Annotated in this window: 23 protein-coding genes and 1 other annotated feature; of the genes, 6 read left to right on the top strand and 17 right to left on the bottom strand. The window is 61.5% G+C overall.

Features of this window, described 5'->3' with window-relative positions:
* Nucleotides 1–330: 330 nt before the first annotated feature.
* The 7 genes from F0184_RS08735 to F0184_RS08705 all read right to left on the bottom strand — a co-directional run bounded on the left by F0184_RS08735 (nucleotide 331) and on the right by F0184_RS08705 (nucleotide 7,194).
* On the bottom strand, nucleotides 331–738 hold the full coding sequence (locus F0184_RS08735) for a GFA family protein (RefSeq protein WP_150495787.1): 408 nt from the start codon (nucleotides 736–738) through the stop codon (nucleotides 331–333).
* A 313-nt stretch (nucleotides 739–1,051) separates the two neighbouring features.
* Entirely contained in the window at nucleotides 1,052–1,591 is a 540-nt protein-coding gene (locus F0184_RS08730) for a GNAT family N-acetyltransferase (RefSeq protein ID WP_150495786.1), read from the bottom strand.
* Between the two features lie 62 nt (nucleotides 1,592–1,653).
* Entirely contained in the window at nucleotides 1,654–2,823 is a 1,170-nt protein-coding gene (locus F0184_RS08725; protein WP_150495785.1) for a MerR family transcriptional regulator, read from the bottom strand.
* 185 nt (nucleotides 2,824–3,008) lie between these two features.
* A complete protein-coding gene (locus F0184_RS08720) occupies nucleotides 3,009–3,452 on the bottom strand; it encodes a MarR family winged helix-turn-helix transcriptional regulator (RefSeq protein ID WP_150495784.1) in 444 nt (147 codons plus the stop codon).
* Nucleotides 3,445–4,587 (bottom strand): Acg family FMN-binding oxidoreductase, encoded by a 1,143-nt coding sequence (locus tag F0184_RS08715; RefSeq protein ID WP_150495783.1) that lies wholly within the window; start codon nucleotides 4,585–4,587, stop codon nucleotides 3,445–3,447. The genes F0184_RS08720 and F0184_RS08715 overlap by 8 nt, the downstream gene beginning before the upstream one ends.
* A 589-nt stretch (nucleotides 4,588–5,176) precedes the next feature.
* A complete protein-coding gene (locus F0184_RS08710; protein WP_172972050.1) occupies nucleotides 5,177–6,094 on the bottom strand; it encodes a GGDEF domain-containing protein in 918 nt (305 codons plus the stop codon).
* 362 nt (nucleotides 6,095–6,456) lie between these two features.
* Complete coding sequence (locus tag F0184_RS08705) at nucleotides 6,457–7,194, bottom strand: helix-turn-helix transcriptional regulator (RefSeq protein ID WP_150495781.1); 738 nt, start codon at nucleotides 7,192–7,194, stop codon at nucleotides 6,457–6,459.
* 357 nt (nucleotides 7,195–7,551) lie between these two features.
* Here F0184_RS08705 and F0184_RS08700 point away from each other — a divergent pair, with 357 nt between their 5' ends.
* From F0184_RS08700 to F0184_RS08675, 6 genes are all read left to right on the top strand, one after another.
* Nucleotides 7,552–9,822 (top strand): methyl-accepting chemotaxis protein, encoded by a 2,271-nt coding sequence (locus F0184_RS08700; RefSeq protein WP_172972049.1) that lies wholly within the window; start codon nucleotides 7,552–7,554, stop codon nucleotides 9,820–9,822.
* 195 nt (nucleotides 9,823–10,017) lie between these two features.
* The gene (locus F0184_RS08695) at nucleotides 10,018–12,885 is read left to right on the top strand and encodes a sensor domain-containing protein (protein ID WP_150495779.1); all 2,868 of its coding nucleotides are present in this window, start codon (nucleotides 10,018–10,020) and stop codon (nucleotides 12,883–12,885) included.
* 465 nt (nucleotides 12,886–13,350) lie between these two features.
* Nucleotides 13,351–14,058 carry an ABC transporter permease gene (locus F0184_RS08690; RefSeq protein ID WP_244299075.1) on the top strand — a complete coding sequence of 236 codons (708 nt, stop codon included), beginning with the start codon at nucleotides 13,351–13,353 and terminating at the stop codon, nucleotides 14,056–14,058.
* Nucleotides 14,051–14,866: an ATP-binding cassette domain-containing protein gene (locus tag F0184_RS08685; protein WP_244299073.1), complete on the top strand. Its 816-nt coding sequence runs from the start codon at nucleotides 14,051–14,053 to the stop codon at nucleotides 14,864–14,866. The genes F0184_RS08690 and F0184_RS08685 overlap by 8 nt, the downstream gene beginning before the upstream one ends.
* The gene (locus F0184_RS08680) at nucleotides 14,863–15,690 is read left to right on the top strand and encodes an ABC transporter substrate-binding protein (protein ID WP_150495777.1); all 828 of its coding nucleotides are present in this window, start codon (nucleotides 14,863–14,865) and stop codon (nucleotides 15,688–15,690) included. Before F0184_RS08685 ends, F0184_RS08680 begins: the two co-directional genes overlap by 4 nt.
* Nucleotides 15,691–16,085: 395 nt before the next feature.
* Nucleotides 16,086–16,283 carry an ATP-binding cassette domain-containing protein gene (locus F0184_RS08675; RefSeq protein WP_150495776.1) on the top strand — a complete coding sequence of 66 codons (198 nt, stop codon included), beginning with the start codon at nucleotides 16,086–16,088 and terminating at the stop codon, nucleotides 16,281–16,283.
* A 216-nt stretch (nucleotides 16,284–16,499) separates the two neighbouring features.
* On the opposite strand, the gene F0184_RS08670 is transcribed toward F0184_RS08675, so the two are convergent.
* From F0184_RS08670 to F0184_RS08625, 10 genes are all read right to left on the bottom strand, one after another.
* Nucleotides 16,500–16,790 carry a DUF1330 domain-containing protein gene (locus tag F0184_RS08670; protein WP_150495775.1) on the bottom strand — a complete coding sequence of 97 codons (291 nt, stop codon included), beginning with the start codon at nucleotides 16,788–16,790 and terminating at the stop codon, nucleotides 16,500–16,502.
* Between the two features lie 162 nt (nucleotides 16,791–16,952).
* A complete protein-coding gene (locus tag F0184_RS08665; RefSeq protein ID WP_150495774.1) occupies nucleotides 16,953–17,807 on the bottom strand; it encodes a universal stress protein in 855 nt (284 codons plus the stop codon).
* A 14-nt stretch (nucleotides 17,808–17,821) separates the two neighbouring features.
* Complete coding sequence (locus tag F0184_RS08660; RefSeq protein ID WP_150495773.1) at nucleotides 17,822–19,312, bottom strand: SulP family inorganic anion transporter; 1,491 nt, start codon at nucleotides 19,310–19,312, stop codon at nucleotides 17,822–17,824.
* Between the two features lie 67 nt (nucleotides 19,313–19,379).
* Nucleotides 19,380–19,436, bottom strand: a sequence feature (sul1 is cis-regulatory element that is thought to sense ions involved in sulfur or methionine metabolism; They are found in Alphaproteobacteria).
* 129 nt (nucleotides 19,437–19,565) lie between these two features.
* Entirely contained in the window at nucleotides 19,566–19,982 is a 417-nt protein-coding gene (locus F0184_RS08655) for a universal stress protein (RefSeq protein WP_150495772.1), read from the bottom strand.
* Between the two features lie 36 nt (nucleotides 19,983–20,018).
* Nucleotides 20,019–21,077 (bottom strand): YeiH family protein, encoded by a 1,059-nt coding sequence (locus F0184_RS08650; RefSeq protein ID WP_150495771.1) that lies wholly within the window; start codon nucleotides 21,075–21,077, stop codon nucleotides 20,019–20,021.
* Complete coding sequence (locus F0184_RS08645) at nucleotides 21,064–22,074, bottom strand: Ldh family oxidoreductase (protein WP_172972048.1); 1,011 nt, start codon at nucleotides 22,072–22,074, stop codon at nucleotides 21,064–21,066. Before F0184_RS08645 ends, F0184_RS08650 begins: the two co-directional genes overlap by 14 nt.
* A gap of 334 nt (nucleotides 22,075–22,408) precedes the next feature.
* Entirely contained in the window at nucleotides 22,409–23,590 is a 1,182-nt protein-coding gene (locus F0184_RS08640) for a UxaA family hydrolase (protein WP_150495770.1), read from the bottom strand.
* 13 nt (nucleotides 23,591–23,603) lie between these two features.
* Complete coding sequence (locus F0184_RS08635) at nucleotides 23,604–23,894, bottom strand: UxaA family hydrolase (protein WP_150495769.1); 291 nt, start codon at nucleotides 23,892–23,894, stop codon at nucleotides 23,604–23,606.
* A gap of 10 nt (nucleotides 23,895–23,904) precedes the next feature.
* On the bottom strand, nucleotides 23,905–24,900 hold the full coding sequence (locus F0184_RS08630) for a zinc-dependent alcohol dehydrogenase (RefSeq protein WP_150495768.1): 996 nt from the start codon (nucleotides 24,898–24,900) through the stop codon (nucleotides 23,905–23,907).
* Nucleotides 24,897–25,649, bottom strand: a complete 753-nt coding sequence (locus tag F0184_RS08625; protein WP_150495767.1) for an SDR family NAD(P)-dependent oxidoreductase — start codon at nucleotides 25,647–25,649, stop codon at nucleotides 24,897–24,899. Before F0184_RS08625 ends, F0184_RS08630 begins: the two co-directional genes overlap by 4 nt.
* Nucleotides 25,650–25,651: the final 2 nt, after the last annotated feature.

Raw genomic sequence — 25,651 nt, 5'->3', positions numbered from 1 at the left:
CCCACCACCACACTCAGATACTGAATCCGTCCAAGGGCCCCGAATGGGGTCATTTTTCTTTTAGTTTCGAAGGGCGTTGGCAGGGCCTTTCGCCCTTCGGAGACTGGGCGCTTGACGCGGAATGCGTCTCCGAATACTTCGCGATGCTGGCCGGCGACGTCTCCGGGCGCGGCAGCGGCAAAGCTGTGCATCGCCGGGCGCTCCATTCGCCGCTGAACGACCGGTCGGAAGGGTGCCGCCGGGTTCAAGCACCAGAACATCCGCGCGGTGCTGAAGGGCCTGCGGCCTTGTTGTCTGGTTGCTGTTTGGGATGTGCCCCGAATGCCCCGGTCAACCGGGAAGTCCGTCGATCCTCTCAACGGAAGCGAGGTCGTCGTCCCAATCAGCGCGACTGGAACAGCAGATGTGTGCATTTGGCCGCATGCCGATTTGGCCATCAAGAGACCCGGCAGGCACCACGAGCAAACCATCACCTTCTGCAGAATACGGCAGCGCCGAACCGCAGTTCGTGCAGAAGCACTTCTGGTGTCTCGACCCGGCAAGCCGAAATTTCCGGATACTCTCCTCGCCCGATAGCCAGCAAACACGCGCTGTGGATGAAAACAGGTTCGACGAATGGGCCGAGCCGCTATCCTTGCGGCAGCGGGAACAGTGACAAAGGAAAAAGCTGTCGAACTCTCCCGATATCCGAAACTTTACGGCGCCACATAGGCATTGCCCCTTGGCAAGATTGCTCATTCGGAATTCCCTCGCCGTGCAGCCATATGGCGGCCAGTCAACTGTAGAGTTGGCTCGCCATCACTATCCGTGTCCAAAACCAAGGTCAAATATGGCTCGACGCGCTCGTCACGACGTCAAGAGACACCGCGGCCCATCCGGGATGGCGGTCACTGATGTTTTGGCCGGGTGCGTCAGGCGACTTGCAGCTTCTAGACCCGCCGACACCACAGGAGCGCGGGAACGCGACGGTTCGGCCGGGCTTGCACCAGTCTGCGGGCGCCACGACCGGGGCCGCGCGCGGTTCAGAAATAGCCAGCCGCGGACAATGGCCCTACCAGAGTGCGGGGTCGTCGAAGGCGGCGACACAGCGGGCTGGGCCGCGCATGGGCGTCAGAGGCGCGTCGGTCAAGGACTGGGCGATCCAGCCCTGCGGCTGGTGCAGCGGCTGCGGCGCGGGCAGATCGGCGTCCGTGACGGGCTTGAACCCGACGCGGCCGTAGAAGGCAGGATCGCCATAGGTCACGGCAATGTCCACGCCCTCTTGCCGAAGCGCGTCGAGACCGTGGGCGATCAGCCGCTGCCCAATGCCCTTGCCTTGATGCGCCGTTGCCACCGCCACGGGGGCCATCAGGAAGACCGTGCGCGGATCGCCCGTATAGGTGAGGCGCGTGAAGAAAATGCCGCCCACAAGCGTGCCGTCCGCCCAGGCGGTGACGACGCGCAGGTCCTCGGGCGGCGTCTCGGCGATCAGGCGGCGCGCGAGAGCGCCGATCAATGCGCCTTCCTCCGTTCCCTCGGAGGCCAGGAAGGTCGAGGTAAAGAGTTCCGTGATCGCGTAGGCGTGGGTCTCGTAATCCGTTGAAAAGTCCATGGTTCTGTCTCCGCCGGCGGGCTGAGCCTGCCGGTTTTTGGGAATTGGGGCCGCGCCGCTCGTCAGGGTTTTTGCAGCACGACCATCTCGAAGCTCACGATCCCGTCGCAGGCGTGGTAGGCGGCGAGTTCCGCCCGCAGATCGTCGAGCACGCGGGTCCCTTTGAGCTGCGCCTGCATCTCCGCGACATGCGCCTCCAGGGGCTGGTAGTAGGCGTCCATCGCCTCCCGCCCCATCTCGAAATGGCCGAGCACGCGGTAGCCGGCGCGCTTCGCCTGATCGAGCCGGACGGAAACACGGGTCATCGCCGGGTATTCCGAGGCCCAGAAAGCGCGCAGTGCTTCTGGGGGGGTGTCGGTGCGCCAGGTCATGTCGGAGAAGACGAGCACTCCGCCGGGGCGCAGGAGGGTCCGCCAGTCGGCCAGGGCGCGCTCGACGCCGATGATGTAGGCGCTGCCCTCGGCCCAGATCACGTCCCAAGGCTGCTCCGGCACGGGCAGCTGCGCCATGTCGACGTTGCGTACCGCCACCCGGTCGCCGAGGCCCTTTGCCACCACCCGGTCGCGCAGCCTGTCCAGCGCGCCCTCGTCCGTGTCTGTCGCCAGGATCCGGGCATCGGTGGCCTCGGCAAGAAGCATTGTCGCCATGCCAGGACCGCAGCCGATCTCGAGGATGGTCTTCGGCGCAAAGGGCGCCATGGCAAGCGCCTTTAGCGTCGCGGCTTGCGTTCCCGGCCCCCACCAGTCGAGTCCGGAGAACACCTTCATGAAGACAGCCATGTAATCGTCGTGTGCATTCATGTCCTTCGACAGCCACGCCACCCGCGCGGCCTCCTCGCTGGAAAAACCCTGGGTCATCAGCCAGGCGCGGTGCAGGTCGGGCGCGATGCTTTCGAGCCTCTCGTGCCAGGATTTGAGGCTTCTGTGGCCAAGCAGAGCGGACAGCAAGTCCCGCGACTGCTGCTTCGCGCGGATTTCCGAATCGAGGGCGGAGAGCCGGCTCTTCAGAACGTCTCTGTCCATTTTCCCATCAAGACAGGACTTGCATTCCTGAAGTGTCAGTCCACCTGACTGGAGCATCTGCAGAAGCTGCAGCCTGTGGAGGTCAGTGTCACCGTAAACGCGATACCCGTTCTCAAGGCGTCTGCCGCGCACCAAGCCGACCTTCTCGTAATAGAGCAGTGCGGATCGCGATAGGCCCAGAAGCTTTGATAGTTCAGAGATTTTATACACTTATGATCATTTTTGCCGTGTTCGAATTTGCTTTCGGGGGCGACCTCTAAAGTATGGAGCGGTAGACAGGTCAAGCGCAAACGCGGCCGGCCGCCGCCTCTACTCTCCGTCTCCCGCCGGGATTGATGATCCTCGCTCCCGCCGCATCCGGAGGCGTGCGGGGGAGGGGAGGGAGCGCGGCGGCCTTATCGGTTGGTGTCGAGCCAAATTCGCAGGCGTTCAAGCCGCGCCACCAGATCGGCGACCTCGTCGGGGTCCATGACGTCTTTCACGCGGGCAAGATCGGGCGCAAGATCCGCGATCGCCTTGTCGCGAAAGGCCCGGCCCGCCTCGGTCAGCCAGACCTGTTTTGAACGGCGATCGTTCGGGTTCGGCCTGAGATTCACGAAACCCAGCGTGTCGAGACCGGTGAGCCAGTGCGAAACCGTGGTTTTGGGCACCTGGAACGCCCGGGCGAGTTCCAGCGGTGTGCGCCCATCCTCAACCCGCATCAAGTGGTTGAGAACCGAGAAATGGGACACGGTGACACCTTGAGGAAGGCGTTTCTCGAATCGGGCGCGGCCCAGTTGGTCGACGATTCCGATCTCGTTGAAGAGCCGGAAGTACAGCGGCAGGTCGGTGTCAGGCATCCAGTATCTTGGCTTCAAGCGGCCAACGCGGCGTCGGCCCAATGTCGGGACCATATCCCAGACGCGTCAGGTTTTGAACCGTGCCGCCGCCGGGCGCGAGGCGGGCGTGAAGATCGGCGTATATCCTCGCCATCTCGGGATATTCCTGCAATCCCTGGCTGAGCGGATGGTATCCCACGCCTTCTGCCGTTGCCGCCAGGTTCAGGCGCAGCCAGTCGCGGCCCGCATCGATCTGTGTCTTGCGGGAATTGTCCGCCGTGACTTGCCAGATATGCGCCATCGCCGTTGCGATGGGGTCGAGCACCGCGGCCTTGCCCTGGGCGAAGGCCGTGCTTCCCGGATCGCGGGCAGCGTCACGGGTGAACAGCCCGAATAGCCGCATCGCCTCGAAGGCTGGCCCGTGAAACTCGAGCCCGTCCGGGTTCGCTTCCACCTCCCGCCGGCCGATGCGGAAGAGATCGACGCTTTCCCCAAAGGTGCGCGGCGTGTCGATCTCGATCTCCATGGCGCGGCTGGTCAGGCTGACAATGTCCGCGACTTCGGCCGGATCGGCGCTGAACCCGACTTCGGTATGGCGGGCAGCGCCGGCGATGCGGGCCAGCACCTGTGGCGGCACAGGGCGGGATATGTCGAAGGCTTCCTTGTTGCTCCGCCGGATCGGGGTATGGGCAAAGAGGGGATCGGTGGGCGCGGTGGTCGCGCGGAACCGGCAGATGGCCACCGGACGCGCGTCCAGCCCAGCGGCGTCCGAACCCTCGGGGAAAAGATCCGCGTCCACCGCGAGCCCGTCCTGCAGCGCGGCCATGCGCATCAGCTCGAGAAAGCAGCCGAGGGAGACCGTGATCTGGCGGTTGAAGGGGTCCGTTTCCGGCAGCATTCGTTCGAGATCGGGATAGAGAACCGCCTGGTCCGGGGTCGAAAGATCCACTTTCCAAGGCTGCATATTGTGGGAATTTGGCGCCAGGATCGCCCAGCTGAGCGCCCGCATGCGCGGATCGTCATATTGCCCCGCCCGATCCCAGGGCCGCAGCGCGGTTGCCAGAGGGCGGGTGATTTCCCAGCCCACGCCACTTGTCGCGGCGAGGATCGTCCCGCCTCCGATAAGGGCAAGGGTCTTGCGGCGAGAGAGGTTCATGGCCGGGGTGTCCTTTTTGATACGATATCGTATTATTTAGTACGGTATCGTATCAAAATCAAGTGCGGCGTGGTTTCAAACCGGCGGACGCGGCCGTGGACATCCCCGCCCCGCGAAGCGGAAATGTGCGGGGATCCAATCAGGTTTGCGGCAAACGCCAAGCGGCGATTTGGGCCGTGACGGGTTTCGGGAACCGCACACCGTGTCACCCGTTCTAGAAGCCAATGGATCCCCGCAGGGCGGTGGGGGGGACGGTCCTTTGATGCCCGCCCCTTTTGTCACAGGCTCGACTTTTGCTCCAGGTGTCACGTCGGGCGGTACCTATCCGAACTCGCCGCTCATGGGCGCCTGGCCCCACGCCAGTTCGGCCGGAGATCGGCACCCACATGGGGCCTTGGAAAGCTGCCGCGACAGGCCGGCAAAGGCGCAAGCGGATGCCGGGCGGCTTCATGCCGCGCCGAACCGTGCCTGAAGGCCCTTGGAGCAATTCCTGGTCAGATGGAAGCGGCAGGCCGGAATATGACCAAAAATACTTTTACCTTTGGGGGGTAAGCGCATTCTTCCCGGGTTCAATTGACCGCCACGCGGTTCAATCCTGTCCGGAGAGGCCCTGATGCCGGACCCTGTCGCGGCCTTCGGACTTGGCTTTGTACAACAAGCCATCGGCCCGCCTCATGACCTCTTGCAGCTCGTCAGCGGGCCCGACTGCCGTAATGCCCGCGGACAGCGTAATGCGTCCGATCATCTTGCCCGTCCTGGAATTCCGGATCTGCTGGGCACTGATCTCCGTTCGCAGCGTTTCGATGGCGTTCAGGCACGCGCTCATGTCGCTGCGGAAAAGCAGGGCCGCAAACTCCTCTCCGCCGTAGCGGCTGAGAACGTCGGGCCGCTCCACTTTCGAAGCCAGGCGGCCGGCGATCAGTTTGAGGACCTGGTCGCCGATGGCATGGCCATGGGTGTCATTGATTGCCTTGAAATGATCCACGTCCAGAAACGCCACAAAGGCATCGCTCCGCCCCTGACGGATTGCGCCGGCGAGTTCCAACTCGAAAAACCGCCGGTTGGGGATGCCGGTGAGCGGATCGGTCATGAGTTGCCGTTGCAACGCCAGAATATCGCGTTCCAAGCGTTTTGCCTCTTCCATGGCCTCCGAAAGATCCCGCGCCAATTCCTGGTGGGTGGGGGTCGCGCTGGGGCGTGAGGCCAGATCGACCGCGGAAGTGTGAGACCGTTTCACAAAACCGGTCAACGTCCGGGTACGCATCTGCGTTGTCTCGATGATTTCATCCCGCTGCGATCCGTCCAGTTCGCCGAAGAGATAGGTGTCGAACAGGAATTCCAGAGCGGTGTCCGTGATCATGCCTTGCGACACGAGCCGGTCGAACGCTGCCGCAATGCGCTTGTCCCGTGCAATCAATGTCGCATACAGCACATGATACACTTTGGGCGCGCAGGACAGGCCATGCTCTTTCATGAACGAAAAGACGGTTTCGCAAGGTGATGACACTGGTTTGGGGTCACCCTGAGTTTGCTTGTCCAACCGCGTTCCAATCATCGCATGGGGTCAGTCATCGTGGGCTGTCCGGTCTTTGAACCGACGCGGTCCAGGGAGGCGATCGTTGAAACCGGAGTCACCTCCCCAGGACGTGTCGATGGAGCCACTTTCTTTTTATCGTTAAGATCTTACTGCCCTGTTATTGCTGCCGTAACCATAAAATTCTACCTGTAATTATTATCAATAATCAGCATCGCCGAAGGGCTGCGCCTAGGGCGGTTGGATCGGTCCACGCGCCCGTAACCGGCGTTGGTCCCAATCGGCCCACGGCTCCACCGGCAAATTGGCCCCGGTCTCGGACGCGGAATGTCCAATCAGTGGATCACGCCGCAGCGAATCGCTTTTGCAACAAGGTGGGTCTTGTTCATCACGTTGAGCTTGCGCATGGCTGACGCAAGGTAGCCATTCACCGTGTTTTGCGAGATGCCAATGATCTGAGCCGTTTCCGAGATCGTCTTGCCTTCCGAAGCCCAGGCGACACATTCCCGTTCCCGATGGGTGAGATTGGGTGCGCCCGACGCCATGTCCTGGATCAGAACGCTGAGGTGCCCGAACAGGAAATGCGACAACAGATGGAGCGTGGCCAGTTCCCCATCCTCCGGCATGGATCGATCGCCGGCAAAACACACGGCACCCGCTCTGCCTTCCACATCGAAGCTTGGGAAACACAAGCCCATTCTCATATCAAAGCGCTCAAACATCGACACGACACCTTCCGCCATGTCGGCGGGAAACTTCCGCCGGACGTCTTCAAGAGTCCATTTGAGCGGATCATGCGATGCTCTGAGGCCGGAAATGACAGGGCTATGAGTCAGGACTGACCTGTCATCATACTCCTTTGTCAGTTCCTGTGGCCAATTGCTCAAAATAAAAGAACTTCTGAGTTTCGAAGTCGTCATTTCAGGTATGTTTAAAATATAGAAATAGTCGAATTGAAACCGTGAAGACAGATCATTCAATAATTCAGACACTTCTTTCTTGTTCTTTTTATTCATTAATTCTTCATAGAATGAAAAAATGAATTCCGCATTTCTTTTCAAATGATGGGGCATCCGTCGATCCTGGTGGTGCTGTTATACTGCATCATCTCATGTGCGTATTAAAACTTATCTTTTTAAGGGGGGGTCTTTCCATAGAATTTTGTCCAGAATGGAAATAATTGGCGCGCCAAGCCGAGCAGCCGGCTCCCTTTGCACGGTTCGGCCCGGCATTCCTCGATGATAAACGCAACATCACAAGGCAGTTTCCAGATAAATTCAATGCGAATTTTTAGTCGATATTTTTGCGCCTGATAGTTTTTACAGGCAAATACCCACCTGCTGATACGTTACGCTCAGTTAACAATTTCCACGAATTCTTTCCTCGGGAAAATGGACAGTTTTCAAAGTCCAAGGTGGGAAGGAACGACCATGGTGCGCATGACAAATATCAAGGCACAGTTGGCGGTGGGATTCGGAAGCCTGATGGGCCTCGTGCTCGTTCTGGCCCTGCTGGGCGTGTGGGGCGCGATCGCGGGCACTGGACTGTTTTCCGACTACCGGACGGCAGCCCGGGAAAGTGTCCTGTTGGGCGACATGCAGGAGGATGTTCTGTCCGCCCGTCTGAGGGTCATGAAGTACCGGGCGCTGCGCCAAGAGGGGGCCTTGGAAGACGTTCGGGCCGAAATGGAGGCGCTGATCGAGGAAGCCGGGCAGGTCAAACAGCTTTTGGGCGCGGAGCAAGCCGGTCAGATTGTGGAGATCACGCGGCAGGCCGGCTCCTATTCCGATGCGTTTTCGCGGGCGCTGGATCTGTATGCGCAAGGGGAGGGGATCAATGCGGATCTTGATTCGCTCGGCACGCAGATGCGGCAGAACCTGACCGATATCATGGCAAGCGCCTATCAGGATGGCGATCCGGCGGCGGCCTTTTATGCGGGCCGCGTTCAGGAACATCTGATGCTGGCCCGCTACTATGGCAGCCGTTTCGTGGCTCAAAATGATGCAGCCGCGCGCGCTCGGGTGGAGGCCGAACTGAAAGCGACGTCCGCTGAGCTTCAAGTTCTTCAAGACAAACTTCAGGATCCAGGCAGAGCCGGCCTTGCCTCAGACACGCAGACCCACCTCGATGAATACATAAAGGCCTTTGCAAATGGTGTGGAAACACAAGAGGCCCTGACTGCGATCCTGACCGGAGAGCTTGATGTCATCGGGCCGCAGATGCTGTCCAGCATCGGGACGCTGGTCGACCATGCCTTGGATACCCAGTCCGCGGTCGGGCCGGAGATCATGAGCGCGTTCGAGCGTCAGGTCTGGCTCCTTATTGTGGCTGGCGGTTTAGCCTTGGCGGTGGGCGTTGCCGCCGCGCTTTTGATCGGGCGAAGCATCATCATGCCGGTCGAGACAGTGGCCGGGGCGCTTGAGCGGCTCGGCCGCGGCGATACCGGTCAGGATCTGGAGGGACGGGGGCGCACCGATGCGATCGGCCGGTTGATCCTCGCCTATGGAACGCTTCGCGAAACCGTGCGAAAGGCCTTCACCCAGGCGCAGATGATCGATCAGATGCCGTTGCCGGTGATGGTTGCCGATCCGGACAACAATTTCGCGATCAGCTACATGAACCCCACCATGGAACGCATGGCCGACAGCATGGCCGGTCATCTCAACGTGCCGGTCGATCAGTTGATCGGAACCTCCATCGACACCTTCCACAAGAATCCTCAGCACCAAAGACAGATCCTCTCAGACCCATCGAAACTGCCCTATTCCGCCCGCATCTCGTTCGCTGGACGCCGGTTCTCCCTGAAGGTGTCCGCGATCATGGATGCGAGCGGTGCCTATGCCGGTCCGATGGTTGTTTGGGACGACATCACGGAGCGGGAACAGCTTGCCGAACTGGTGAACAGCAGCGTGACACGGGTCGCCGAAGCGGTGGGCCGGGCGAAATCGAACTCCGGTCAACTCGCCTCGGTTGCCGAAGACACGCAGCAAAAGTCCGCTTCAGTTTCGGCGGCGGCCGAACAGGCCAGCACGAACGTCAAGTCGGTCGCGGCCGCAACCGAGGAACTGTCGGCATCGATCTCCGAGATCAGCCAACAGGTGGTCCAGTCGAGCGGAAAGGCACGGGAGGCCGCTGAAATCGCCACCGGCACCCAGGCAAAGGCGGGCCAGTTGAACGAGAACTCGATGCGGATCGGCGATATCTTGAAAATGATCTCCGATATTGCCGAGCAGACGAACCTGCTTGCCCTCAACGCGACGATCGAGGCTGCGCGCGCCGGCGAGGCGGGCAAGGGGTTCGCGGTGGTGGCCAGCGAGGTCAAGAACCTGGCCAGTCAGACGGCGAACGCGACTATCGAGATCGGTCAGCAGATCGAGGCCATGCAGTCCGTGACCCAGGCCACCGTCGATGAAATCGGCGCGCTGACCCACAACATCGCGCAGATCTCGGAGATGCTGTCGGCGGTCGCGGCCGCGGCTGAAGAACAAGGCGCCGCGACCCACGAGATCAGCCGCAATGTCACCGAGGCCGCGCAAGGAACACAGGAAGTCTCGCGCACGATCATTGCCGTGCGGGACGGCAGCGAAGCCACGGACCGTTCGGCGCAGGACATCCAACTCGTCACCGACGACCTGCAGGCCATCAGTGGAGAATTGGGAGAGGCGGCGCGCCGCTTCCTGGAAAACATTCGGGCAGCATAAGAGCTTGGGACCTTGGCCGATTTGGCCGGAAAAACACCGGTGCTGCCCGAACCCAAAGAACCGTCTTGCCCGGTTCGGGCAGGTGCGACCCCCAAGAGGCGCGATCCCCTGAGGCGTGACCCTTGCTAAAACCTCCTGCCGGTGACGGCGCGTGAAATCACTTCTGCCGCCAGCCCAGTAAAGTAGACAGACCCGATGGCGTTATCGAACAGTCACACTCCCCAAACCAAGCGGCCGGATTGTTGTGTTGGCTCCGGCGAGATCTTGCAACGGCTGGAGGCCTTGCTCGCCTTGTCCTGTGACTGGCTCTGGGAAACCGATGCCCAGCATCGGCTGACGGACATCATCGGTAAGGACGGGCGGGTGCGTTGCCTGTTCCAATCCTGGATCGGCCGTCCCTTCTGGCAGCTTGCGGAAAGCTGTGCGTCCACGAAGCACGGCCGGTCGCGCCTGAAGGACGATTTTGAGTTGCTGCGTCCGCTGACTGGGCAGGTCTGCCGCGTCACGGGCAAAGACGGAATGGCCTTGTTCTTCCAGATCAATGGCGAGCCGCGGTTCGATGAGGACGGAAATTTCCTCGGCTATTGGGGGGTGGCGCAAGACGTCACGGAGCGCGAGCGCCTCTCGCGCCGCGCCATGATTTCCGATCAGATCGTTCGGTCCACCAACGCGGTTGTCATTGTGTGTGATGCTGCGGGGGTGATCGATTGGGTGAACCCGGGCTTCGAACAATTGACCGGCTATACCTTGCCGGAGGTGAGGCATCGAAAGCCGGGTGATGTCCTGCAGTGTCCTGAGACCGACCGCGAGACGATAAGACAGCTTGGAGACGCTGTTCGAGATGGGCGCGAAATCCGGACCACGATCCTCAATCAAGCCAAGTCCGGCCGGAAATACTGGCTGGATCTTGAGATAAAGCCGGTGCGGTCGCCGGACGGCGACTTGATCGGCTTCATCGCAGTCCAGAACGATATTACCGAGCTTCTGGAAAGCCGGCGCAGGCTTGAGATCGTGATCGAAAACATGGCGGCGGGGATTGTCTTGCACGGCAGCGACGGGAATATCGTGGCCGCCAATTCCGAGGCCTGCCGTCTGCTTCAAATGACCGAGGATCAGATGAAGGGCAGGGAGGTTCTGGATCCGAGCTGGGGTCTCATCTACGCGGATGGACGGTCCATGGGCGGCCATGAAATGCCGTCCTCCATCGCCCTTTCGACGGGCGAGAAGGTCGAGAACCAAATGGTCGGGGTTCGCAAACCGAACGGTGCCGTGCAATGGCTACGCGTCAATGCTCAGATTTCCGGGGCCTCGGCGACCCATGACCGCGAAGTCGTCGCCAGTTTTGTCGATGTGACGGAGGAAGAAAACCAAAAGCGTGAACGGGAAGCCACGCGGACCTTGCTGAAAGAGGTCATAGAAACCATTCCGGACGGCGTGGCGGCATTCGATGAGACGGATCGTCTGATTTTGTTCAACGAGGCATTCCGGCAGTATTATCTGAATTCGGATGTCAAGCTCCGTACCGGGATGCGCTTTCGGGACATTATCGAAAAGGGTTTGCAGGCGGGATTTTACGCCGATGCCGGCGAGACCGACACGGAAAAGCGGAAATGGCTGGACTGGCGTTTGCATCAGCACCGCAATCCTCAGGAAGTTGTGGTGCAAAAGCTGACCGATGGCAGATGGTTCCAAATCCGTGAGCGTGTTTCGAGCAGCGGAATAAAGGTCGGTGTGCGAAGCGAAATCACCGCGCTGAAACAGGCTGAGGACGATCTTCGCCGGATCGCGGAGACGGATCCGCTGACCAGAGCGGCCACGCGCGATATCATGTTGCGCAGCCTCGCCGAGGTCCTGCATCCCGAGGCAACGTCCGTGTCCAAAGCCGTGTTCGGGATTGTCGATATCGATGATTTCAAGGCAATCAACGACAAGTACGGCCATGGCGGCGGCGACGTGATCCTGACCGAGACGGTGAAACGTCTGACCGAGGTTGTCGGCCTGCAGTGCGGGGGTCTTGTCGCCAGGCTAGGCGGCGATGAGTTCGCGTTCCTGGCGCACGCGTGCGGCAGGGAGGGATTCCTCCCGGAAGACTTCACTGCCTTGCATGGCCAGCTGTGTCAGCCCGTTTGGGTCGACGGCCAGCAGGTCTCGCCGCGGGCCTCCCTGGGGGTCGCCCACATCCCGGCGGACGGGCAGACAGCCGGTGAGATTTTGAAAAATGCAGACCTGGCTCTGTACCGGGCCAAGGGAAGCGGGCGCAACACCTGGAAAACCTACGATCCAAAGTATCGGCGTTGTCTGGAGCGGCGGCAAATTCTACGCGAGGCATTGCAGCAGGACATCAAGGACAAGAGGATCGGCGTTGCGTTCCAGCCCCAGGTCGAGACCGGCACCCGCAAACTGGTCGGATTCGAGGCCCTTGCCCGCTGGTCCCATGGCGGAACGGCAGTGTCGCCGGAGGAGTTTGTGGCAATCGCCGAAGAGATGGGTGCGGGATGCGCCCTGGGCGCCGTTGTTATTGAACGGGCCTGCGAAGAGTACGGTGCCTTGATCAAATCCGGCGTGAATCCCGGGCATCTGGCCTTGAACCTCGCCACCTCGCAATTGTCCGATCCCGGCTTTTCAGATTGGATCGACGCGCTCTTGGCACGGTTTCCCGAGATTCGCGGGCGGCTGGAATTCGAGATCACGGAAACGGTTCTGCTCGATCAGAAAAGCGATGAAATCACCCGGAATGTAAGATGGCTTCACGCGGCCGGAATCGGATTGTCTCTGGATGACTTCGGCACCGGCTACGGATCCCTCAAGCACCTTTGGCGCTTGCCGATCTCGAAGCTCAAGATCGACAAGTCTTTCATCCGGGATATCGGCACCGACGCCAATGTCGACACCATCGTCCAAACGATGATCGTGCTGGCTCACGGGTTGAATTTGGAAGTGGTTGCGGAAGGGGTCGAGACCGAAGCGCAACTCGAATTTCTTCTGGATATCGGCTGTGACAGTGTGCAAGGCTATTTGATCAGTAAGCCCATGACGCTTACGCATTATTTTGAATATTCATGAGTAAAATTATTTGTCTATTTTATAAGTAATCGAAAATATATTTACGTGAATATTTGTTATGATGGAATATTATTGGAATAATATTTTCGTTCTTTGATATTTTTCAGGGACTGTGGATCAGGTCGGGTGAGATATTCGGGCAAGTGCAATGCGGCCGCGTGGGCCATGGTCTTCTTATTCGAAAAGCAGGATTCGGCCGGTTGGCCGCTTGGTTCGCTTGGCGGAAAGGGGCATGTGGGGCGGTTTTCCGGGGCATACCTCGAAAAGCCCTGCATAATTATTCTTTTTGATGCGTATTCTTCGGTCTGTTCAGATCTCAAATGATGTGTCCCGGTTCGTCTCGGTTCCCATAGTTCCCGTTAAACCGCCGAATTTGGTGCGCAGGCAGTTGGCCGAATCCATATTCGGGGTGGATCCTGTCGTGTTTTCATGTTTTTCTTCCGGAAAACGGGAGAGAACGCACCTTTGGACGGTTTTGGCAGCATCCTGGCGGAGGCGGTCGGGCTTATACTGGCTTGGGACCCCGACCTGATCGAGATCATCGCATTGTCGCTCCGGGTAACTCTGACCGCGGTCGCGATCGCCTGCCTGATCGGATTGCCGCTCGGCGCGGCCGTCGGCGCGTTCCGCTTCCCCGGCCGGACGGTGGTGACTGTCGTTCTCAATGCCCTGATGGGACTGCCCCCAGTCGTCGTCGGGCTGATGGTCTATTTGATGCTGTCCGCATCCGGGCCACTTGGACCGCTGCAACTGCTCTATACGCCGACAGCAATGGTCATCGCTCAAACCATACTGGTCACACCGATTGTCGCGGCGCTGACCAAGCAGGTGGTGGAGGATCTGAACCGGGAGTATGCCGAGCAGTTTGCATCGATGGGCGTCGGTCCGCTGGATCGGGTCGGCGCGTTGTTGTGGGACGCGCGTTACAGCTTGCTGACCGTGGCCCTGGCGGGATTCGGCCGAGCGGTGGCGGAAGTCGGGGCCGTCATTATCGTGGGCGGCAACATCAACCACGTGACGCGGGTGATGACGACCACCATCGCGCTGGAAACCTCGAAGGGCAACCTGCAGCTCGCGCTGGCGCTCGGCGTGGTTCTCCTGACCATCGCGCTGATCGTGAATGCGGCCGTGATGGCCATCCGCGCCTCTGCGGTGAGGGCCGCTTATGCTTAAGCCCGCCGACCTGATGGAAACGGTTTGGAAGGAAACCGGCGAAGCGGCCCCGCCCGCCATCGTCGGTGCCCGGGGGCTTAGCTACGCGGTCGACCGGCGCCCATTGATCCGGGATATCGGCCTTGAGATCCCGGCGGGCCGACGGACCGTGGTGATGGGCGCGAACGGGGCGGGCAAAAGCCTGTTGCTGCGCCTCCTGCACGGGCTGATCTCCCCGACCGATGGGCATGTCCTGTGGAAGGGGCGGCCACTCGACGCGGCAGGACGGCGCGCGCAGGCGATGGTATTCCAGCGGCCGGTCATGCTGCGCCGGTCGGTCTTGGCCAACCTCCAGTTCGCGCTGCGCGTCCATGGCCTGCGCGGGCCGGCGCGGCGCGCGCGCGAACGCTCCGCACTGGCGCTCGCACGGCTCGAGCACCTTGCTGGGCGGCCGGCGCGGGTCCTGTCAGGGGGCGAGCAGCAACGGCTTGCCGTGGCGCGCGCGCTCGCCTGCGAACCCGAACTCCTGTTTCTCGACGAACCGACCGCGAGCCTCGACCCCGCCTCGACCCACGCCATCGAGAGCCTCATCCAGGAGGCGCACGCGGCCGGCGTTACCATCGTGATGGTCACCCATGACCGTGCCCAGGCGCTCCGGCTCGGCGACCATGTTCTGTTCATGTCCGGCGGGCGGATCGTCGAGTCGGGACCGGCGGCCCGCGTTCTGGATGCGCCACGTTCGGAAGCCGCGCAAGCCTGGCTCGAAGGCCGCCTTCACTTTGAAACCGGAGATCCGGAGAGATCTCAAGCACCGGGAGACAACACATGATCAGACGCTGTTTTCTCGGACTGGCCGCCGGCCTTGCATTGGCGCTGGGGCTGTCCGGTCCAGCCGCGGCGCAGGATGATTTCATTATTGTCCAGTCCACGACATCCACACAGAACTCGGGATTGTTCGACCATATCCTGCCAATCTTCGCCGAGAAAACCGGGATCGAGGTTCGGGTCGTTGCCGTCGGCACGGGCCAGGCGATCAAGAACGCTGCCAATGGCGATGGCGATGTCCTTTTCGTGCATTCAAAGCCGGCCGAGGAAAAATTTGTGGCCGACGGCAACGGCGTCGAGCGTTTCGACGTGATGTACAACGACTTCGTGATTGTCGGGCCGGCGGCGGACCCGGCCGGGGTCGCGGGAATGTCCGATGTGGCGGCCGTGCTTGCGAAGATCGCCGCGGCGGAGGCTCCCTTCGCCTCGCGCGGGGATGACAGCGGAACGCACAAGGCGGAGCTTCGCCTCTGGGGTGAGACGGATGTGGACGTCGCCGCGGCTTCCGGCGGCTGGTATCGCGAGACGGGGTCGGGCATGGGCGCCACGCTGAACACCGGCACCGCGATGGGCGCCTACATCATGACCGACCGCGCCACATGGATCTCCTTCGGCAACAAGGGCGACTACCAGATCGCGGTCGAGGGCGATCCGAAGATGTTCAACCAGTACGGCATTATTCTGGTGAACCCGGAAAAGCATCCGAATGTGAAGGCCGATCTTGGCCAGCAGTTCGTCGACTGGATAATTTCTGACGAAGGTCAGGCCGCGATCGCATCCTATCAGGTGGACGACCAGCAGCTCTTCTTCCCCAACGCCGGAAGCTGACGCCGCCGCCATCCGTTCCGGCGCCGCACAAACCTGTGGCGCCGGGTCCGGGCTTCCCCCCGGGAGGAACCTGCATGCGAAAGCTCACGGCAGCGATTGTGGCACTGATGATGACGACAGGATCGGCCCATCGGCATCGCGCGGGCCAGAACCAGGATCGGAATGGCCAACATCGTTACACCATGAGAAGGCTCGTCCAGATCAGCGAAACACAGACGGTATAGGCTGCCGAAAGGCCCTACAGGGGATAAATGACAAAATCATCCGGAAGCAACAGACCCAGCGCACCCCTACCAGCAGACAATTTTGCCAATTATAGTCTCAAAAAGCCGGTAACTAGAGGTTCTCAGCTCGTCCTGATTGCCCGCGCGCTAGCGCAAGGCGCGCCGGTTCTCGTGATCGACGAGACCACCGCGAGCCTCGATTTCGGCAATCAGGCCCTGGTCCTCACCGAGGTTGCCAGTCTTTCGGGCGACGGTCTGACCGTGATGCTGTCCACCCACGATCCAGATCATGCGCTGGCGATCGGAACACAGGTCGTGCTTCCGCACGAGGGCCCGGTCCGGGCGGCCGGGGCCCGCAGGAGGCATTGACGAGCCAGGCTCTCTCGAATGTCTTTGGGGTCGATGTCCGGGTTGAACACCTTGCTGACGGACGGGTTGTCTGCCTGCCCAGCCTCGCGCGACAGGGGCCAGGCCAGCGTCCGGGGCACGCATCCTCTTCACAATCTTCTCAGGCGTCCAGCACAGGATAGGCGTCCATGCTTTGGCCCGTCGCCCGCAAGCCTGCTGCAAATCGGGGTCGAACCGTCAATCGACTCCCTCGACTATCACCAGATCCGTTTCTCCCGCCCGCTCGCGAACTTGCCGCGCGGCGGTGTAAGCCTCTGACTCGTAGAAGCGCCGTGCGGCCGCAAGATCATCGAACTCGACCACCACGACCGTGCCGCGCAAGCTGCCCTCCCGATGATCGCCGTCCCCGTTGCGAACCAGCACACGGCCGCCATGCTGAGTGATGGCCGGCCCGGCCATTTTCTTGAATTCCTCGTAGGCGCCTTCGTCCTCAATGCGGATGTGGGCCACGACATATCCTTTTGGCATCTTGCTCCCCCCTGATCTGGGCCTGTGGATCGGATCAGCGCATGGGCGGGAAACGTTTCCGGCTTGAAGCTCGCTGATCTTGGCGGGGAGGATGCATCGCCGCGCATAAAGGCGCAAGGCCGGGCTATGGCCCAGACCGGATGGTTGGGGACTGCCGGACCGTCACCGCAAAAGAACGACAGGAACCTTGCAGGACCGGACCATTTCGGTCGTCGTCGATCCAATCACCAGCGCACGGATACGGCTGTGCCCATAGGCGCCCATGACCACCATACCGAAGCCTTCTTCCTCGACAAGCTTGCCAAGTTGGGTTTCCGGCTGGCCCGGCACGACCCGAGTCTCGGCCTCGATGCCTGCGGCCATCAACAAGGCCGTCGCGTCCGCGAGGCCCTTCTTGATTTCCGGCGTCTCGGTGCCGACGGTCACCACGGTCACGGCGAGCCCTGCGAAAAGCGGGCTGCGAGAAATGTGATCCACCGCCTTCATCGCCGACCGTCCGCCATCATAGGCCACCAGTACGCTGTTAATGGGTTTGAAGGCGCGGGCGGCGACGAAAACAGGCCGGTGGGCGGCCCGCACGATCCGCTCCAGATTTGAGCCCAGATGCCCCTTGGCGAAATCGGCGGCCTCGCCGCGCTTTCCGATCACAATGACGCGGGCCTCACCCTCGATTTCCGAAATGGCCTCAACCACATCGCCGTGGCGCAGGCGGGTGGTGATCTCGGTCACGCCGTCCCGGTCCACGATGGCGCGGGCATCCTCGAGGATCGCACGACCGCGATGGCCGACGAGCTTCGCGCGTTGCGAGTCGAGCTCGGCCAGTTCTTCCATCAGCTTGCTGCGCGCCCCCAGCCGGATCGCACCGGACAGGTCCGACTTTTCCGGGGCCTCCCGTCGGCCGAGTACATGGATCAGCTCGACCGGTGCGGCGGTGCGCTGCGCGATCCAGGCGGCGTGGTGGCAGACGCTTTCCGAATAGATGGAGCCGTCCACGAGGGCGATGATCTTGTCTGTCATGGGTCTCTCCTCCCTCAATGCGCTGTCAGCTTGTCAATGGCGCCAGGCTTGTCATGGATGGCAAGCCGGTCGACCAGGGTTTCTGTCGCGTCATTCATGCCCACGACCTCGACCTCGGCGCCGTCGCGACGGAATTTCAGGATCGCCATGTCGAGTGCCTGAACCGAGGAGATGTCCCAGATATGCGCGCGGCTCACATCGATGACGACCCGCTCCGGCGCCTCCCTGAAGTCAAAGGCGTTCATGAAATCCTCGACCGAGCCGTAGAATAGCTGTCCTTCGACGTGATAGGTGCGGACCCGGCCATCGGGGCTGATTTCGGTGCGCATGTTGAAGAGCTGTGCGATCTTGGCGGCGAAGAAGATGCCCGACAGCAATACCCCCACCAGAACGCCGATGGCCAGGTTGTGGGTGTAGACGACAGTCACGACCGTCGCGATCATCACGATGGAGGACGAGCGCGGATGGACCCTCAGCGCCTTGATCGACGACCAGGAGAATGTCCCGATCGAGACCATGATCATGATCGCCACCAGCGCCGGCATCGGAATGATGCTGACGAGATCGCCCAGCCCGACGACCAGGATCAGCAGAAACACGCCCGCCACGAAGCAGGAAAGCCGTCCGCGGCCACCCGATTTCACGTTGATGATCGACTGACCGATCATCGCGCAGCCGGCCATGCCGCCGATGAAGCCGGTCGCCGTGTTGGCGAGCCCCTGACCGATGCATTCCTGGTTCCGGTTCGACTTGGTGTCTGTCAGATCGTCCACGATGTTCTGCGTCATCAGGCTTTCCAGAAGACCGACAACGGCGACCGCGACGGAGTACGGAAAGATGATTTGAAGCGTTTCGAAAGTCAGGGGAATGTCGGGGATCAGAAAGACGGGCAGGGTGTCCGGCAGGTCCCCCATGTCGCCGACTGTGCGAACGTCGAGACCGAGCGCGACGGTGAGGCCGGTCAGAATCACAATTGTGACAAGCGGAGAGGGCACCGCTGTGGTCAGGAGAGGAAAGAGGTAGATGATCGCCAGCCCCGCCGCGACCAGCGCATAGGTGATCCACGTCACCTCGCGGGGATCGAGTTCAGGGAGCTGAGCCATGAAAATCAGGATGGCGAGCGCGTTGACGAAGCCGGTCATCACCGATTTCGACACGTACCGCATGACGAACCCGAGCCGCAGCAGCCCGGCGCCGATCTGGATCAACCCGGCTAGAACGGTCGCGGCCAGCAGATACTGCAATCCATGATCGCGCACCAGCGTGACCATCAAAACGGCTGTGGCCGCTGTGGCGGCCGAGATCATGCCCGGGCGGCCTCCCGTCATCGCGGTGATGACGGCAATCGAAAAGCTGGCATAAAGACCGATCTTCGGATCCACGCCCGCGATGATGGAAAAGGCGATGGCTTCGGGAATGAGGGCCAGCGCTACGACGAGCCCGGCAAGCAGATCGCCGCGAATGTTTCCGAGCCATTGGCTGCGGTAAGCGTCAATTGAAAACATGAAAATGTTGTCCGATACCGGTCTGGCAGACACTGCAAAACCGGCGTGCGTTCGCACCTTTTTTCGTCATTGTCCGGCGGATCGGCGGCCGGAAGAGCCACCCGGAATCGCATCCGGGTCCTGGTTTGCTGCAGTGCGGTGTATCCGCCCCGGAGGAAAATGGCAAGCTTCAGGGGACCTGCAAGCTCATTCCCGACACGCCAGGCGCCGGGAACGCACCGCTCCGAACATGCCCGCCTCGGGCATGAAACGGTCAATCTCGAACCACAAATACCGAACAGTCCGCGCGGCGGACCACGCGGGACGCCGTCGACCCCAGGAAATAGTCTTGCGCGGACGGATGGTGCGATCCGACGATTATCAAGTCGACACTGTTTTCGGCGGCATAGGCGGCGATCTGCACGCCGGGCTTGCCCGTGACGACCTTGCAGATGATCCGCTCGTCCGCGTCTGCGTCCGCCGCTGCGCGCAGCTTTTCCGCCACCTTCTCGGCCAGGTGATTGTCGATCTTGAGATCCACGAACTCCGATACGAAACCTGGAATATTCTCCAGCACCGTTAGCAGTGTGATACGGCCGCCGTCCTCCAGCAGGCGCCGGGCAACCTTCTGTTTGGGGGCAATCAGTGCCTCATGATCAAGTGCGACGGGGATGAGGATGTGTCGGTACATGGTGGTCTCCTCTTGGGTTCGTGAATGGTCAACTGGTCAGCCCGGCAGGACAACGAGCAGTCCGATCCCGATCAAAATGGCCAAAAAGACCGTTTGGGCGATCAGGAACGCGGCGGCGCTTTTGCCGACCTTCATCAGATCCTTTGGAACGGTTTTCAGCCCGACCGCGGCAATCGCGAGCAACAGCAGCCAGCGCGAGACGGCGGCCGAACCGTCCGCGATCATGTCCGGTAAATCGATCGTAGAATTGATCACCGCAAGCAGAACAAATCCTGCCACGAATGCGGGTATCAGCGGGACTTTGGGGCCGTCCGCAGCCCTTTTCCCCGAGGTGTTCCGGATGATCAGTAGGGCCGCCAGAACGACCGGTGCCAACATGGCGACCCGAAGCAGTTTGACGAGCGTCGCGGTTTCGCCCGTTTCCTCCGATACGGAAAATCCCGCGCCGACAACCTGAGCAACATCGTGGATCGTCGCTCCCAGGTAAACGCCGCTCATCCGGTCATCGAAGCCGAGCCCCTGGCTGACTACAGGGTACAGGATCATCGCGATCGTCGACAGGATGGTCACTCCGACAACCGTGAAGACGAGACGGTTCTCCGAATCGGAATCCCGGGGCAAGACGGCGGCAATCGCCATGGCCGCGGATGCTCCGCAAATGGCGACTGCTCCCGCCGACAGGAAGCCAAAGCTGCGGTCAAAGCCAAAAGCGCGCGCGAACGTGATCCCGAATGCGATGGTCGCAAGCGTTCCGCAGACAACCAGGCCGACAACGGGCAGGCCGAGGGCTGCCACCATGTCGAAACTGATCCTGAGCCCCAAGAGAGCAACTCCCAGCCGCAGCATCTGCTTCGAGCCGAAAGCAATTCCGGCCTTGCAGGGTCCGTCCTCGGACAGGAAGTTGAGCGCGATGCCGATCAAGAGGGCTAGCAACATGGCCGGCGCACCATAGTGTTCGGCGATGAACTGGCTGGCGAGGGCGATCACGGCCGCAACGAGCAGGCCGGGCATCAGTTCCCGCGCCGCCGCGGTTTTGCCTGCAGTCTTTTTCAAAAGGGTGCGGGGTCCTTCTGCCGGTATGTCAGGTTGACCCATCGCGCAGTCTCCTAACGGCCTCGACATACCGCACCGGGACATCGATGCCTTCCATTGTTGCCTTGGCGATGGCGGCCGCGCGGCGGCTGCCCGGCAAACGCGTGCCATCCATCGTTTCAATCAGACTGAGAAGGGCGTCGATCCTGGGTGCAAAATGATCGGAATCCATGGGTTTCAGAGCGATCAGAAACTGACCGACGCCCGGAGGCGGTCCGTCCGGGGAAAAGAACGACGACGCTTCCGTGCTTTTGGCGGCCCCGGTCATGACCGAGGCCAGGATTTCCACCATCAGCGCCAGCGCGGTGCCCTTGGCTTCGCCGATCGGCAGCATGGTTCCCGCCATCGCGGCCTCCGCGTTGGTCGTCGGGTTGCCGTCCTTGTCGAGTGCCCAGCCTTGCGGGATGTCCTTCCCGGCCTTCTGTGCGTTCATGACCTTGCCGCGCGCCACGCGCGACAAGGACATATCCACGACGAGTGGATCCTTGCCCGGACGGGGTGCGGCAAAAGCGATCGGATTGGTGCCGAAGACCGGATCCTTGGCTCCAAAGGGCGCCATGGCCGCTGGCGCATTGGCGACCATGATCGCCATCAAGCCCTTTTGGGCGAGCTTTTCGACCTGCACCGACAAGGCGCCGCAATGGTGGGACCGGGTGATACCCATGGCGGCGCAGCCGTGCTCCAGCGCGATCACGGATCCGGTTTCGATCACCGCGTCCAGCGCCGGATAGGCAAATCCGAAACCGGCATCGGCAAGCAGGCTGGTGGTTCCCTTCATGTGAATCTCGACACGCGCGGAGGCGATGATCTTGCCGGAGCGGACCTGGGCGGCGTAGTCCTCGACCCGCGAAAATCCATGCCCGACCTGCCCCTCGGCTTCGGCGGCCACGAGGGCTTGGGCAACCGAGCGCGCGATGGCATCGGGCACACCCACGGTGGCGAAGGCCGCCGTGATCAGGGCTTGCGCGTCGGTGAGGGTCAGGCGTTCGGTTGGTTCCATGGGTGTTCATGCTTTCAAATGACAAAAGATCGCCAAGAGCTATCGTTATTCGCGCGTCTTGGCGACGGAATTGCCACACCTCCTGCGAGGTGGATCCGAGACCCTCCTCTGGCTGAGGATGACGACGGGCGGAGCTGCCAAATCCCATCGTCATCCCGGCTTTGCTCCCCGCATCCCGAGGGGGGCAAAACGCGTCTGGAAGGATGGAGGCCATGGCCCGGCCCTTGCCAAACGCGATCTGATTGTTCGTGGTCCTGAAGTGCTTCTGGCACCGACCCTTTTTTTCAGAAGACCAGAGCGGCGGCCGGGGTGCCGGCCGCCGGTTCGAAGGGCCTTAAGCGCTCCGGTAAAGCTTGGTCATCGAGAACTCCCGGTGCCCAAGGGCTTCGGCTGCGGTGTTGCGGCCATTGGCGGTGCGGCAGATCATATCGATCAAGGCATCGCCCGCCTCATCAATGGTCATCTCCCGTCGCAAAATGCCGGACACATCCACATCCACGTGCTCGCTCATGGTGCGGACCGTGCGCGGGTTGGCGGTGATCTTGATCACCGGCACGATCGGGTTGCCGACCACGTTGCCCTGGCCTGTCGGGAAGGTGTGGATCACGGCCCCGCCCGCGGCCATCAGGGTCACGCATTCCGCGGCGGCGGAGGACGAGTCCATGAAATAGAGGCCGTTGCCGGATTTTGGCGCTTCTGCAGGCTCCAAGATGTCGATGTACTGCGAGGTGCGGCCGATCTTTTCCAGGTTCCCGAGGGCCTTTTCCTCAATGGTGGTCAGACCGCCCTCGATGTTGCCCTTGGTCGGTTGGCTGTCGGACAGGTCATCGGTCTGATGGGCGAAAATGACCTCGTCCTGATAGGCCTTCCACATCTTGTACCAGCGCTCGCCGACTTCCTCGTTGATCGCCCGCTTTTGGCAGATGTGTTCGGCGCCGGTGATTTCCGAGGTCTCGCCGAAGAACCCCGTGATGCCTTCCGGCAGCAGCTTGTCGTACATGTTGCCGACGGTGGGGCACGAGCCGAGACCCGTGGTCGTGTCGCTCTCCCCGCATTTGGTGGAAACCCAGAGCTCGGAAATCGAGCATTCTTCGCGCTGGTATTCGGAAGTCATGTGGACGAATTCCTTCGCGGCCCAGGACGCGCGGCGGATGGTCTCGAAGTCGCCGTTCTGCTCGATGGAGAACTCGGCGACCGGCTTGCCGGTCTCCCGGATGCCGTCGGCGATGCGCTTGGTCCAGCCCGGCTCGATGCCGATCACGACCACGGCGGCAACATTCGGGTTGGCCCCGGTGCCGATCATAGTGCGGAAATGGAGTTCAAGATCCTCCCCGAATTGCAGGCGGCCATAGGCGTGGGGAATGGCCAGCGTGCCCTTGACATTGTTGGCCACCGCTTCGCAGGCGGCGTTCGAGATATCGTCGACAGGCAGAATGACCACGTGGTTGCGCACGCCGATACGGCCGTTCTCGCGCCGGTAGGCCTTCACCGTCATATTGGAGTATTTGGTCGACATGTCAGGCGGCTCCTTACCAGCGCTTGGTTTTGCAATTGTGGGTGTGGACGTGGTCGCCCTTCGGGATGTCGGCAATGATCTTGCCGATGTCCTCGCCGTATTTGATGGCCGTGTCGCCTTCTTTGAGATCCTTCAGAGCGATCTTGTGGCCGATCGGAACATCTGCGCCGGCGGTCAGGCGGAAGGTGGAATTGTCATGGGTGACGCAGCACAGCATGTCGGTGCCCTTGGTCAGCCCTTCCACAACCACGACACCGACATTGTCGGCGTGTTCGTGGACGAGAAGATGCGGAATTTCAGACATGAATGTCTCCTCAAGTGTCTGGTGTGAGTAGGATCTTCGGAACAGAAACCGCGCCTTTACGGAGGTCGTTGAAAGCGTTCAGTCCATCGGACAGCGGCCGGATCTCGGTCCAGTCGAGCGCGCCCAGCCGGCCATCGAACATGGCCTTGGCGGTCTCGCGGAAGTCTTCGGCCGTGTAGGTGTAGGTGCCGATGAGGGTGATTTCCTGCAGCGTCATGCGGCGGATATCGAGCCCGCCATCGGCGGATCCCAGTCCGATGTGGACAATGACGCCGCCCGGTCTTGCCAGTTTGGAGGCGGTTGCTCGCGTTGCGGCATATCCGACGCCGTCGACGATCAGATCATAATGCCCGCTGGCACCCGCCTGGTCTGGGGTCAGGATGTCAATCCCGCAAGCGGAGGCAAGATACTGCGCCCGTTCCGCATTGGGTTCGACAAGCCGGACGTTGGAAATCCCTTGCGCCTTCAACGAAAGAGCCGCGCCAAGGCCGATTGCGCCGCCGCCGATGACAAGGGCCTTTGCGTCCACCGGATCGACCATCGATGCCCGTTTCGCCAGCTTGATGGCATGCCAGCCGCAGGCAATGGGTTCGGCAAGGGCGGCCTGCGCGTCCGAAATGTGATCCGGCACGACCACGAGATTGCGTTCGGGCATGGCAAGATACTCGGCAAACCCGCCTTCGCGCGGCGGCATGGAGATGATCTGCCGGTCCGGGCACAGATTGTCGCGGCCAGATGCGCAGGCCGCGCAGGTTCCGCAAGTGACCAGGGGATTGACGGTGACACGCTTGCCTTCGAGCGCGCCGGACATGACGGTTCCGGCAACTTCATGACCAAGAATAAGCGGGGCGGGCCGGCGCTCGTCGTGACCGAGAAAGGCATGCATGTCCGAGCCGCAGATCCCGGTATGCGCCACCTTGATCAGCGCTTCGCCGGCCGCTGGAACCGGATCGGCAAAATCCCGATAGGCCTGGGTTTCGAGACCGGTATAGACAAGGGCTTTCATTTTGCGGTGAACCCCCCGTCGACCATCAGGACCTGACCGGTCACATACCGGGAGGCATCCGAGCACAGGAACAGGATCGGCCCGTCGATATCCTCAAGGGCGCCATTGCGGCCGATACAGGTCTGGTCCGCGTTGCGCTGCGCCCGCGCTTCATCGCCAAAGACAGCGGCCGTCAGCTCGGTTGGGAAGAAGCCGGGGCCGATGGCATTGGCATTGATGCCATGCCTTGACCAGGCCTCGGCCATCGCCCTGGTCAATTGGCCAATCCCGCCCTTGGAGGCTCCATAGGCGATGCCGCCGGGAAAGGCCCGGGTTGTCTGGAGCGAGGCGAAATTGACGATCCGGCCCCAGCCTTTTTCGCGCATTGCCGGTACGAAGGCCTTGCTGAGGAAAAATGGAACCGTGAGGTTGAGTGTCATGGTGATGTCCCATCCGGCCTCGGTCACCTCATCGGCCGGTTCGCGGGTGTTGATCCCTGCCGCATGGACCAGGATCTGCGGCGGGCCGAAGGGCGCCGCGATATCCTCCGCGATCCGAGACATGGCTGACCGGTCGCTCAGATCGGCTGGAACCGCGGCGGTCTGGGCACCGGCCTCCTGACGCCAGTCTTCGAGATCGGCGGCCCGGCGGGCGACGCCGACAACCGATGCGCCGGCCCGGGCCAACACGGTCGCCGCTTGCCGGCCAAGACCGGAACTTGCTCCGGTGACGCAGGCAACCTTTCCGGAGATGTCGAACAAACCGGACATGG

The sequence above is a fragment of the Roseibium aquae genome (genome assembly GCF_008711285.1).
Taxonomy (GTDB): Bacteria; Pseudomonadota; Alphaproteobacteria; order Rhizobiales; family Stappiaceae; genus Roseibium; species Roseibium aquae.
This window is presented reverse-complemented; position numbering and strand designations above follow the sequence as displayed.